Raw genomic sequence first — 12,478 nt, 5'->3', positions numbered from 1 at the left:
CTTTTTACCTTTTACTTGATGATCAGACGGTATCCATTGCCTCAAACTCGAACTTGATTTCTTTCCACAGTTCGCAAGCAGCAGCTAGTTCAGGAGACCACTTAGCAGCTTCACGAATAACATCGTTACCTTCACGCGCCAAGTTGCGGCCTTCGTTACGAGCTTGGATACACGCTTCCAAAGCTACACGGTTAGCGGTTGCACCAGGAGCATTACCCCAGGGGTGTCCGAGTGTACCACCACCGAATTGTAGTACGGAGTCATCACCAAAGATTTCTACCAATGCGGGCATGTGCCATACGTGGATACCACCGGAAGCAACTGCCATTACACCAGGCAGAGAAGCCCAATCTTGGGTAAAGTAGATACCGCGAGATTTGTCTTGTTCAACGTAGTTTTCCCGCAACAGGTCAACGAAGCCCATTGTGATACCACGTTCACCTTCTAATTTACCTACTACGGTACCGGTGTGGATGTGATCACCACCAGATAAACGTAGGGCTTTAGCCAATACACGGAAGTGAATACCGTGGTTCTTTTGACGGTCGATTACAGCGTGCATCGCGCGGTGGATGTGCAGCAATAGACCGTTGTCACGACACCAACGCGCCAAGGTGGTGTTAGCTGTGAAACCTGCTGTGAGGTAGTCGTGCATGATGATGGGCATATTGAGTTCTTTAGCGTACTCAGCCCGTTTCAACATTTCTTCGCAGGTAGGCGCGGTAACGTTGAGGTAGTGACCTTTAATTTCGCCTGTTTCGGCTTGAGACTTGTGGATAGCATCAGCTACGAACAAGAAGCGATCGCGCCATCTTTGGAATGGTGCAGAGTTGATGTTTTCGTCGTCTTTTGTAAAGTCCAAACCGCCGCGCAAACACTCGTATACTGCACGACCGTAGTTCTTAGCAGACAAACCTAATTTGGGTTTGATTGTACATCCCAACAGAGGACGACCGTATTTGTTTAACTTGTCGCGCTCAACTTGGATACCGTGGGGAGGGCCTTGGAAGGTCTTGATGTAAGCTACAGGGAAGCGAATGTCTTCTAAACGCAATGCCCGCAACGCTTTAAAACCAAATACGTTACCTACAATAGAGGTTAAAACGTTGGTGATGGAGCCTTCTTCAAAGAGATCCAGAGGATAGGCAATGTAGGCAATAAACTGGTTGTCTTCGCCAGGAACTGGTTCGATATCGTAGCAACGACCTTTGTAACGATCTAGATCGGTTAATAAGTCTGTCCATACGGTTGTCCAAGTACCAGTAGAAGACTCAGCCGCTACAGCCGCAGCTGCTTCTTCAAAGGGAACTCCAGGCTGGGGTGTAACACGGAACGCCGCCAGAAGATCCGTATCTTTAGGTGTGTAATCAGGTGTGTAATAAGTTAGTCTGTAATCTTGAACCCCGGCTTTATACCCAGCTTTTGACTGAGTCTTCGTTTGAGCGTAAGACATATCTATCCTTCCAAGATGTCACTCTTTTTACTTATCAAATCACGTTTTGTACAACTTCCTCTCACCATTTTTTTCACCCTCATCAGTAGAGGAGAAAGTTAGGCACAGTTGGTTGTTAGAGGTCGTCTTTGCCAAAGGGTAGCAGTTTTTCTTTAATTAACACTTGGTTTCTCACCAGTGCTGTTCACGCTCAGAAGTGCATATCCTGGCGCTTGCGCCCTTGTTGGATGAAAAAAATTTCTTTTATCTATTCTTCTTGACTCGCTAAACCTTTGTAGCCTCCGTAAAAACTCTCTACTTTGCAGAAAGCATGAGGTTATTCTCTTTTACATCCGTTGAATTATGGAAATGCGCGTTCTCGCTTACATTTCCGCATCCGCACTCCTGCTGTGTTTCCAACTTGTAGAAAGCAAACCAGAAGAGATTTTGCGGGATGCTGATTTAGTCGAGTAGTCAGCGAAAGACAAAATTGCACACAACGTAATTTGTAACTTGTCTCACAATATATCAATAAATTGCATAAGTTATTCTTTGAAAATTTTTAACTTATATATTTAAATTTGTTATTACATAAAGATTTAAACATTTTGTTAAAACTAATTTACAAACGTAGCTTCTAACTGTATGGAAATGTGAAAGCTATAGTCGGGAGTGGTGAGTTGCAAAAAGGTACAACTGACTATTGACCCTTGACGATTACTCAGTAATTTCTGGGAAAAATGTTGGAAGACGATTTAAACAATATCAACAACGGGAACACTGAGTTTAACCGCCTGCCAATTTAGGTAATGGCTAAACTTACTGTCTTTTGAGGAAATGTCACCGTGGTATTGTTTCGCAAGCGTATGAGTTTTTTGACGACTTCGATTTTGCTGGGGTTGATGACTTTGCCAAACATTGGCCTGGTACTGATGACAAATCCAGTCAAGGCGCAAACCAATAGTGAAAATCCATCAACTCTCACTCCAGATGTTCCGCGATCGCAAGTGACTCCTTCTTACCCAGCTTCAGCACCTCCGCCACAAGTCCAACCTTTACCAGACGAGAGAAATCTGGAAGAAAGGTCAATAGAAACAGATTACCGTGTCAGTAACTTACTGAAAGACTTTAAAGGAAATTTGTGGGTGGGTTATTGGCGGGGATTATCGCGGATTGACCCCAAGACAGGTAAGATATTAGCGCGGGTAAATTTACCGAATGTGGCGATCGGTGCTTTAGCTCAAGACAAAGTGGGGCGTTTATGGGTGGGAACTTATGAAGGACTGATGCGAGTTGACCCCCGGACGAATGAAATTACAGCACAGAATTTATTTTTACCTTCCAAGCGGGTTTTGTCGATGTTAGTTGACAAGCGCGGCTACTTGTGGGTGGGAACTGATAGCGGTTTAGCTTTAATTAGTCCCGACCAAGGCTTAATTATGACGACAGTGAAAAATTTACCTGGAGTCAGTGCCAACACCTTAACTTTAGATGCAGAAGGTCAACTGTGGGTGGGGACTTTGGATGGTTTGGTCAGGGTAAACACTACCAACGCTTATATTATGAAGCGAATTGATAGTTTACCCGGTACAACAGTGCAAACCTTAGCTATTAGTCCAGAAGGGTTAATTTGGGCGGGAATGGCTAACAATTTGTTAGTAATTGACCCAAAAACAGATAAAGTATTGCGGTCTGTAACGCCATTGCGGGGACGGAATGTGACAGCAATCAAATTTGCCCAAGATGGTAGTGTTTGGGTGGGGACGAACAATGGTTTGTTACGATTAAATCCACATACAGGCGCACTTTTAGATCAAGTTGCAGGTCTTCCTTCTAGTCGAGTGCTTGCGCTTGTACCAGATATTAGTAATAAATTATGGATCGGCACTAGTGAAGGTTTAGCTTGGTTAATGCCCAAAATGAATGGAGCAAAACCCCATCTTGCTTTCAGCCGTGCAGTTAAGTAATAGGTACTATGAGTTATGAGTTAAAAATTTCTTTACTCATAACTCAGCACTCAGCACTCAGCACTCAGCACTCAGCACTTAAAAAATGCCAGTTACTAGCCAGCAATTAATTCAATGGAAACAACAGGGACGTATTATCGCAGCGTTAACTGCTTGGGATTATGCGATCGCCCAACTGATCGACGCGGCTGGTGTAGACTTAATTTTGGTCGGAGACTCGATGGCGGTGGTGTTAGGTTATGAAACTACACTCCCCATTACCCTAGAGGAAATGCTATTTCATGCTAAGGCGGTGCGTCGGGGTGTCAAACGCGCTTTAGTGGTGGTTGATTTGCCATTCTTGACTTATCAAGAAAGTATTACTCAAGCTATGCACTCAGCCGGCAGAATTTTAAAAGAAACTGGGGCGCAAGCAGTCAAGCTAGAAGGTGGCTACCCAGCGATGGTAGAAACAATTGCGCGTTTAGTCCAAGCGGGAATCCCGGTGATGGGTCATGTTGGGTTGACACCGCAATCAGTTCATCAACTAGGTTTGCGCCAACAAGGCAAGACGGAAGAACAGGCAGAAAGAATTTTAAATGAAGCGATCGCTTTAGAACAAGCGGGTGTATTCTCGATTGTGTTAGAGCATATTCCCGCAGATTTGGCAAGGCAGATCACAGAAAAACTTAGCATTCCCACAATTGGGATTGGTGCTGGTTCCTACTGCGATGGTCAAGTGTTAGTTACTTCAGACGTTCTTGGTCTTTCAGCCAAGCAACCACCATTTGCCAAAACTTACACCAACCTGCGGGAAACAATTACTCAAGCTGTACAGAATTACGCTGTCGAGGTGCGGGAACGGAAATTTCCGTAATTTTTGTAAAGTGCTGAGTGCTGAGTATAAATTCAGTGTTTTTAAAGGCTTGAGGAATCAGCCAGCCCTAAATAAATCCAATGCGGTGTAAAGGCCAAAAGCGAAATACGGCGCGACCGATGATATTTTGTCTGGGGAGAAAGCCCCAATAACGGGAGTCATTACTGTCGTTGCGGTTGTCTCCCATAACAAACAATTCATCTGGTGGAACTTGAACAGGTGGGAATGGCTGATTTGCTGGTTCAGCGATGTAATCTTCTGGCAAAGCTTGACCATTAAGATAAACTTTACCACCAGCGACTTTAATAATTTCCCCTGGTGTGGCAATTACCCGTTTAATAAAAGCTTGGTCTTTGGGATAGCCGCGTTTTTGTAATTCTTCGGGGGCTTGAAAAACTACGATATCCCCAGTGGCGGGAGGTTGAAAATGGTAGGAAATTTTTTCTACCACCAAGCGATCGCCTTCATATAAAGTTGGCACCATAGAATCAGAAGGGATGTAGCGAGGTTCCGCCACAAAAGTTCTGATTAATACTGCCAATAATAAAGCGATCGCTACTAAAGTTAAATTTTCTCGCCAACCACGCCATGTTTTTGATGAGGTATTAGCTGCTTTTGTATCAGTTTCCTGGGGAATCATAGAATTTTTTAGCCAGTGCAAACAGTAGAATAAATGCCTTCTGCTATATTATTTACCAGATAAACAAGAATACCCATCACAACTACCTCATCTCCTCAAACAAATTCAATGATGGCTAATGATGGGCAGAAAAACTATTGCCACGGTGAAGAAGGTAGTTGGGCAATTGACTGCACAGCACAGCCTTCTAAAAATATAGGGATACGTCCACAATTAGGACATTTCATCACATCATCTTGTTGAGTATCAGGTTTATTTTTTGGTTTTGGTTTAGAATTTTGTGGTGTGAGAAAAATCACATCAATAGATAACGGGGTCGAACAATTACGACATTCACAAATTATTAATTGTCCTGCATCACTCGTTTGATAGACTTTTAGGTGTTGTGTGGGATAAAATTTTTCTGGTTTTTCTTCTCTTTCTGAGCTATCGTATCTTTCTGATCTTTCGTACCTTTCTGACCTGTCGGATCTTTCGTATCTTTCTGACCTTTCGGATCTTTCGTACCTTTCTGATCTTTCAGGTTTTTCTGGTTTTGATTGTTCTTCAAGCTTTTCAGACATCGGTTTGACCATGTTTCCTTACAGAGCATTCAGTTGAATTGTGAGGTACTGTTAGTGCAGCATTAACATTTAAGAGACACTGCTGTGACTTCCGATTCAGAATGCAACTACACACTTTTAGCACGCCATACTAAATACTACAACCCCAGATTCTACTCATCAGCAGAATAAAGATGTCAGAGAAAAAAGGTCAGAACTGATGTACAAAGCTTGTCTGTGGAAAATGGGTGTAAGGGTTTAGGGGTGTAGGGTTGAAAGGGTTGTGAACCCCTACACCCTCATATCCCTACACCCTTAATTACTTATGCACTAAAGTACTTCGCTACTGGGTGGTAGGTAATAATTGCCGTTGTGGACTGTTCGGGATAAAGCTGTTCACTTTCATCCATATACAGATTAATTCTGCCAGTCTCTAACAACTCCAATTGCTTGTACTGATCCTGAATGTTAGGACAAGCTGGATAGCCGAAACTATAGCGCGAACCGCGATAGCGTTGGGCTAAAACATCCCGAATATTATCAGGTTCCTCAGCAGCAAAACCTAACTCCTGGCGAATTCTGGCGTGTGTCCACTCCGCTAAAGCCTCAGCCATCTGCACTGCAAAACCGTGGAAGTAGAGATAATCGGTGTATTGATTATCTGCAAACAGCTTTTGGGCGTATTCTGTGGCAATGTCACCCACAGTCACCGCCTGCATCGGGAAAACATCAATAATTTCCGACTCCTTGGGTGCAAAGAAATCTGCAATACACAACCGTCTTAAAGACTTTTGCCGGGGAAACTCAAAACTCGTTCTTACCTCTGCGCCTCCGTGGTTTGTTTCATACACATACAACGTATTCCCCTCAGCCTGACAAGGAAAATACCCGTAAATTACTTGAGGATGTAACAAATTCTCCTCAATAATGCGCTGCTTCCAACTTTCTAAAATTGGGTAAACTTTTGCATCTAAGAAAGTCTGATACTCTTCTTTTGATTGTTCCTTTGGCTTACGGAATTGCCATTGTCCCGCAATTAAAGCTTGCAAATCCAAATACCAGAATAATTCTTCTAAAGGAATATCCGTAGGTTGTAGTAACTTGCTTCCCCAGAATGGCGGCGTGGGACGTTCAATATCTACCGCGACGGCTTCAGAACGGCGGGTGTCGACTTCAGTGCTGAGTGCTAAGTTTTGAGTTCTGAGTTTTGAGTTCTGAGTTTTGAGTTCTGAGTTTTGAGTAGTTTCTGGTTCATCAATGACTTCATCCAGAAATCCTTGCAAGTCATTCCAATTACCAGTAGCTTTGGCTGGCATTAATTTATCCATGAAATGCAAGTCAGAGAAAGCATCTTTGCCATAAACTACTTTACCTTTGTAAGCGTTTTGGCAATCATTATGCACAAACTTGGGAGTTAACGCCGCGCCACCTAAAATTACCGGGACAGTAATTCCCTTTTCATTGAATACTTCCAAGTTTTCTTTCATAAAGGCGGTGGACTTAACCAGCAAGCCACTCATAGCAATACAATCAGCTTTGTGTTGATTGTAAGCCTCGATGATGTTTTCTACTGGCTGCTTAATTCCCAGGTTAATTACCTTGTAGCCGTTGTTAGAAAGAATAATGTCTACTAGGTTTTTACCAATGTCGTGGACATCACCTTTAACTGTGGCAATAATTACCTTGCCTTTGGCATTATTCCCCGCCTCGGATTTTTCCATGAAGGGTTCTAAGTAAGCTACCGCCGCTTTCATGGTTTCGGCTGACTGTAAGACAAAGGGTAGCTGCATCTGCCCGGAACCAAACAATTCACCAACTACTTTCATGCCATCTAACAAGAAAGTATTGATAATATCCAGTGGTTTGTAAGTTTCTAAGGCTTTGCTTAGGTGCTTTTCTAAACCGATGCGTTCGCCGTCGATGATGTGGCGTTTGAGAATTTCTTCAATGGGGAGGGTTTCATCAACGCCTTTGTCGCGTTTGGCGCTGACTCCGGTAAATAATGTGGTAAGCTCTCCTAGAGGGTCATAAACGCAGACATCACCCTCAAATTTCCGTTCGTCGTAAATCAACTGACGACAAACTTCTTGATGCCGTGGGTCTATTTTAGACAGTGGTAAAATTTTGCTGGCACTAACAATTGCAGCATCCATACCCACCGCCATTGCTTCATGTAGAAACACGGAGTTAAGAACAATACGCGCGGCGGCGGAAAGTCCAAAGGAAATATTAGACACACCTAAAATTACATGACATCCCGGTAATTCTTGGCGAATACGGCGAATGGCTGCAATGGTGGCTTTACCGTTTTCTCTATCTTCTTCAATTCCAGTAGAAATTGGTAGGGCTAAGGTATCAAAGAAAATTTCTGTGGGTGGGATGCCATATTCTACAGCTTGGCGGTAGGCACGTTGAGCAATTTGGAATTTTTTCTCCGCAGTCCGCGCCATGCCTTCTTCATCAATGGTACCAATGACTACACCCGCACCGTACTTTTTCGCTAATTCCAGCACTTTGATAAAGCGCGGTTCTCCGTCTTCGTAGTTGGTGGAGTTCAGCAAACACTTACCACCAGCTACCTTTAATCCCGCCTCCATTTTTTCCCATTCGGTGGAGTCGAGCATTAAGGGTAAGGTAACATTATTCACGATACGCGACACGAGTTCGTGCATATCTCGCACGCCGTCACGCCCCACATAATCGACGTTGACATCTAAAATATGTGCGCCTTCTTTGACTTGCGCCCTCGCCATTGAAACTAGTCCATCCCAGTCTTCGGCGTTGAGTAAATCGCGGCATTTTTTAGAACCACTGGCGTTGAGACGTTCACCGACAATTAAGAACGAATTGTCTTGGGTATAAGGCTGAGTTGTATATATTGATGCTGCCGCTGGTTCGAGGCTGGGCTGTCGCACTTTTGGCTTTAATTCTTTGGCGATTTCTGCCAATTGTTGAATGTGTTCTGGACGTGTCCCACAGCAACCCCCAATCACTTGGACACCCAAATCTTCAACAAAGTGCATCAACGCCATACGTAATTCTGTCGGTGTCAAGCGGTAGTGTGCTTGACCGCCTATGTTCTCCGGTAAACCCGCGTTAGGAATACAAGAAACCACAAACGGCGAATGTTCTGCCAAATACTTAATGTGTGGTTTCATCAAGTCTGGGCCTGTGGCACAGTTTAAACCGAGAACATCGATATTATATGGTTCCAAAATGGTCAGGACAGCACTGATTTCTGTACCTACCAGCATTGTCCCCATGCTTTCCATTGTCACTGATACCATTAACGGGATGCGATCGCCTCTCTTCACAAAGGTTTCTTCTATCCCGTTCAGCGCAGCTTTGATTTGCAACACATCTTGGCAAGTCTCAACCAACAATAAATCTACTCCACCATCCATTAGGGCTTCCGCTTGTTCTGCAAAAGCCGCCTTCATAGTGTCAAAGTCAATATGTCCCAAGGTGGGGAGTTTGGTTGTGGGGCCGATGGAACCTGCAACGAAGCGGGGTTTTTCGGGCGTGGAAAACTCCGCCGCCACACGCTTGGCGAGTTCGGCGGCGGTTTTACTAAGGTAGTAAGCTTGATCTGCCAAGTCATACTCTGCCAGTACAATCGAGGTACTGCCAAAACTATCGGTTTCAATCACATCAGCACCCGCTACGAGAAAGTCACGATGCACTTTGGCGACAGCTTCGGGTTTGGTGTGGACTAGATATTCGTTACAACCTTCATATTGTGCGCCGCCGAAATCTTCAGCAGTCAGGTTTTGGGTTTGCAAGTTAGTCCCCATCGCTCCGTCAAAAACAATCACCGGGCTATCAGGACTACGCAAGCGTTCAAGGAAAGGATGAGTCATATTTTCCCAGAAGAAATGAGGAAATGTAGTGAGTATTGTAATACTCGACTTAATTTATTATTTTCCATAATTGGCTGTGTTGTGACATGATGTCATGGAAAAAGTTTGATATATACTAAAGCTGCAAATGTATCTGTATTGTGGCTGTATATAATTCACTAGTTTTTATAAAGCTTGTTATATGGAAAGAAGAAAAATTTTGATTGCCACCAAGACATACCCTTCAATCAGCACAAAATATCAAGAAACGGTCTGTACAGCAGGAGTGTTATTAGATGATGAAGAAAAGCCTCTTCAATGGATTCGCATTTATCCTATTCGTTTTCGTCAATTAGATTTTGATAAACGTTATCCAAGATGGTCTATATATCAGTGCTAAAATAGAAAGGAATGATAAAGATTATCGAGAAGAAAGTTTTCGTATAGATGATTCTTCCATAGAAATAATACGCAAAATTGATACTCGTAAAAATTGGGAAGAGCGAAAAGAGTTTGTTTTACCACTGCAATTTAAGTCTATTCGACATATTAAAGACCAAGAAAAATCTCTTGGTCTTATTAAACCACAAACTATAAAAAAATACTTTTGCAAGGAGACAGAAAGAGAATGGAACCCAAAACAGCAATCAATATTGTATCAACTAGATTTATTTGAACCTTCAGTACAATTAGAGAAGATTCCTTATAACTTTGGTTACGAATTTATTTCTCAAGATGGAGATAAGCACCGTTTGACTATCAGTGATTGGGAAATTATGGAGCTTTATAGAAAATGTAGAGATCAATCAAAAGCAACAAGTGTGGAAAATAAAGAAAAGGATGCTTTAGAAAAAGTCCGTCAAAAATTAGAATATGATTTCTTAAAGAAAAAAGATTTATACTTTATTGTCGGTAACTTAAAAAACCATAAAAATAGCTTTATGATTATTGGGATATTTTATCCACCATTAATAAATAATTTAAATATTCAAACTGAATTATTCTAATAAGTAAGTAAAAAATGATGATTAAAGACTTGGAAAGCATAAAGTGTATTTTTACCTTTGGATATGGTAATCGCAAAGATTATGCTGAATTCTTGGAATATTTAAAAAAAATTTAATGTTGAATATGTTGTTGATGTGAGAATGGTTCCTCGTGCTTGGAGTCGAAAATGGTACAGCGAACAAATTAAAATATTATGTGAATCAAATAATATTGAATATATTTCTAAAACTGCTTTAGGTAATACTTCTGGTAAGGAAAATTGGATTCCTGTTAATCAGGAAGAAGCTGACCAAGCTTTACATGAAATTGCACAACTGGCTCAAAAAGGTAATATTCTACTGTTGTGTGCTGAAATGAACCCCAATTGCTGTCACCGAAAAGAAGTCGCTCATTGTTTGGAAAACTTGGCATCATTACCTGTGAAGCATTTGGAGTAGGATTTAGGCACAAAAGAGACAAGGATGGCATGGGAAACACAGGAGAGAAATGTTTGCAAGTCATTTAGGATTGCGATATTGTTTGCGATCGCTCATAATCTCGACTTACACGCCAACGCTTATATCCCCGACTTCTCAAAAAAGTCGGGGATCTGATTAATCATGAAGGATGTATGACAAGACGTTATTCCCAGTTGTTAGGAAAACCCAATAAACGTTATGTTGGTGAGGTTGCGAGATTAAAATAGCTGTAGCAAGCAATCAACAACACTTGTATGAGTTCTCACGCCTTGTTTAAGGATTACAGATAATGCGACCGATCAAAAGACCCATCAAACCAGCGACTTACATATCCTTTCTCTACATCTACCAAACGACTTGGGGACCGCTGGTGATATCTGTTTAATCCGGGAATCTATAGCAAATGAAAGTACAACCAAGTTTATTGGTCATAAAGTCCGGCTGGTAGTACCGAAAAGATTAGAACGCGATCGCGTGGCGAATTTTCCGGTAATCAAGGTTGCTGGTAACGTTGGTGAAGGACACCCCAAAGAACACCCTTATGAATGGGAAGTTTATGAAGGTATTGATCCAGAAATTGCGATCGCCGCTTTAAAACCTTGGGGCTTCAAGTTAATTGATCAACCAGAGTAACTCTCATTGCTTCAAGGGATGTCTTAAGGACTACTGCTTTTCATCCTCAAGTGCTACTGCGTTACACTTGGGGTCTAATCGGCAAAGTTGGTAAATTTCTGACAATGAACCAGGTAGACTATCTCCGCATTAGTTTAATTGATCGCTGTAATTTTCGCTGTCAATACTGTATGCCGGAGGGTGCAGAACTAGAATATGCCCTCAAGCAACAACTACTCTCTGACGCGGAACTACTGACTTTGATTCAAGAGGTGTTTATCCCTGTTGGTTTTACACGATTTCGTTTAACTGGAGGGGAACCTCTACTGCGTCCTGGTGTAGTAGATTTAGTCAAGGCGATCGCATCATTCAGCGAAACCCAAGACTTATCAATGACAACCAACGGGTTTTTACTTTCACCCATCGCCAAAAATCTTTATGAAGCAGGTTTACGCCGAATAAATATTAGTTTAGATTCCCTTGATCCCGATATCTTTGATCAAATTATCGGCAATCATGGGCGTTCTCGCTGGCAACAAGTCTGGGATGGTATTCAAGCCGCCTACAAAGTGGGATTCAACCCTCTGAAGCTGAATGTAGTGGTGATCCCCGGTGTCAACGACCACGAAATTCTCGATTTAGCTGCCCTCACCATTGACAAACAGTGGCACGTCCGATTTATTGAATTTATGCCGATTGGTAATTGGCAATTATTTGGCGATCGCGGTTGGGTTTCTTCTACGGATTTACGCCAACGCATTCGTAAACAATGGGGATTGACAGAATCACAAATTCGTGGTAATGGGCCTGCTGATGTTTTTCAAATTCCGGGCGCAAAAGGCACACTGGGATTTATTAGCCAGATGTCAGAATGTTTTTGCGATCGTTGTAACCGGATGCGATTCAGCGCCGATGGTTGGTTAAGACCCTGCTTATTAAATGAAACTGGTCAATTAGATTTAAAAACTGCTCTGCGTTCTGGTGTCAGCATCCACCAGTTACGAGAACAGGTAAGACACTTATTAGCTATCAAGCCAGAAATTAACTTTAAAGGCCGCGACTCCGGTACTACTGGCACATACAGCCGTACTATGTCACAAATTGGAGGATAAAACTTTGTTGAG

At 42.5% G+C, this 12,478-nt stretch carries 9 protein-coding genes and 1 pseudogene; 6 read left to right on the top strand and 4 right to left on the bottom strand.

The genetic code is table 11. The features are described 5' to 3' along the window. Nucleotides 1–22: 22 nt before the first annotated feature. The gene (locus ACX27_RS21780) at nt 23–1,453 is read right to left on the bottom strand and encodes a form I ribulose bisphosphate carboxylase large subunit (RefSeq protein WP_062295463.1); all 1,431 of its coding nucleotides are present in this window, start codon (nt 1,451–1,453) and stop codon (nt 23–25) included. Between the two features lie 845 nt (nt 1,454–2,298). Here ACX27_RS21780 and ACX27_RS21775 point away from each other — a divergent pair. Both ACX27_RS21775 and panB read left to right on the top strand, forming a co-directional pair. Then, on the top strand, nt 2,299–3,399 hold the full coding sequence (locus tag ACX27_RS21775) for a ligand-binding sensor domain-containing protein (RefSeq protein WP_062295461.1): 1,101 nt from the start codon (nt 2,299–2,301) through the stop codon (nt 3,397–3,399). An 85-nt stretch (nt 3,400–3,484) separates the two neighbouring features. Beyond that, the gene (gene panB, locus ACX27_RS21770; RefSeq protein WP_062295460.1) at nt 3,485–4,255 is read left to right on the top strand and encodes a 3-methyl-2-oxobutanoate hydroxymethyltransferase; all 771 of its coding nucleotides are present in this window, start codon (nt 3,485–3,487) and stop codon (nt 4,253–4,255) included. A 67-nt stretch (nt 4,256–4,322) separates the two neighbouring features. Here panB and lepB read toward each other — a convergent pair whose 3' ends face one another. From lepB to metH, 3 genes are all read right to left on the bottom strand, one after another. Further along, nucleotides 4,323–4,895 (bottom strand): signal peptidase I, encoded by a 573-nt coding sequence (lepB, locus tag ACX27_RS21765; protein ID WP_062295458.1) that lies wholly within the window; start codon nt 4,893–4,895, stop codon nt 4,323–4,325. A 134-nt stretch (nt 4,896–5,029) separates the two neighbouring features. Continuing rightward, nucleotides 5,030–5,458 carry a hypothetical protein gene (locus ACX27_RS31920; RefSeq protein ID WP_144427505.1) on the bottom strand — a complete coding sequence of 143 codons (429 nt, stop codon included), beginning with the start codon at nt 5,456–5,458 and terminating at the stop codon, nt 5,030–5,032. A gap of 302 nt (nt 5,459–5,760) precedes the next feature. After that, entirely contained in the window at nt 5,761–9,297 is a 3,537-nt protein-coding gene (metH, locus tag ACX27_RS21755) for a methionine synthase (RefSeq protein WP_062295454.1), read from the bottom strand. 338 nt (nt 9,298–9,635) lie between these two features. On the opposite strand from metH, the gene ACX27_RS21750 reads away from it, so the two are divergent. From ACX27_RS21750 to moaA, 4 genes and pseudogenes are all read left to right on the top strand, one after another. Further along, complete coding sequence (locus tag ACX27_RS21750) at nt 9,636–10,283, top strand: hypothetical protein (protein WP_200929836.1); 648 nt, start codon at nt 9,636–9,638, stop codon at nt 10,281–10,283. Nucleotides 10,284–10,424: 141 nt separating this feature from the next. After that, entirely contained in the window at nt 10,425–10,721 is a 297-nt protein-coding gene (locus ACX27_RS21745) for a DUF488 domain-containing protein (RefSeq protein ID WP_235526310.1), read from the top strand. Nucleotides 10,722–11,031: 310 nt separating this feature from the next. Then, a pseudogene (locus ACX27_RS21740) lies at nt 11,032–11,375 on the top strand (hypothetical protein). A 104-nt stretch (nt 11,376–11,479) separates the two neighbouring features. Then, nucleotides 11,480–12,466, top strand: a complete 987-nt coding sequence (moaA, locus tag ACX27_RS21735) for a GTP 3',8-cyclase MoaA (RefSeq protein ID WP_062298494.1) — start codon at nt 11,480–11,482, stop codon at nt 12,464–12,466. Nucleotides 12,467–12,478: the final 12 nt, after the last annotated feature.

The organism is Nostoc piscinale CENA21 (assembly GCF_001298445.1).
GTDB classification, from domain to species: Bacteria; Cyanobacteriota; Cyanobacteriia; order Cyanobacteriales; family Nostocaceae; genus Nostoc_B; species Nostoc_B piscinale_A.
The sequence above is the reverse complement of the archived record's forward strand: the minus strand, read 5'-3'. Positions and strand labels throughout refer to the sequence as shown.

What these genes read in the sequence shown, in the direction of transcription:
- ACX27_RS21780 (WP_062295463.1), bottom strand. Translation starts at nt 1,453, where the DNA reads ATGTCTTACGCTCAAACGAAGACTCAGTCAAAAGCTGGGTATAAAGCC.
- ACX27_RS21775 (WP_062295461.1), top strand. Translation starts at nt 2,299, where the DNA reads ATGAGTTTTTTGACGACTTCGATTTTGCTGGGGTTGATGACTTTGCCA.
- panB (WP_062295460.1), top strand. Translation starts at nt 3,485, where the DNA reads ATGCCAGTTACTAGCCAGCAATTAATTCAATGGAAACAACAGGGACGT.
- lepB (WP_062295458.1), bottom strand. Translation starts at nt 4,895, where the DNA reads ATGATTCCCCAGGAAACTGATACAAAAGCAGCTAATACCTCATCAAAA.
- ACX27_RS31920 (WP_144427505.1), bottom strand. Translation starts at nt 5,458, where the DNA reads ATGTCTGAAAAGCTTGAAGAACAATCAAAACCAGAAAAACCTGAAAGA.
- metH (WP_062295454.1), bottom strand. Translation starts at nt 9,297, where the DNA reads ATGACTCATCCTTTCCTTGAACGCTTGCGTAGTCCTGATAGCCCGGTG.
- ACX27_RS21745 (WP_235526310.1), top strand. Translation starts at nt 10,425, where the DNA reads ATGGTTCCTCGTGCTTGGAGTCGAAAATGGTACAGCGAACAAATTAAA.
- moaA (WP_062298494.1), top strand. Translation starts at nt 11,480, where the DNA reads ATGAACCAGGTAGACTATCTCCGCATTAGTTTAATTGATCGCTGTAAT.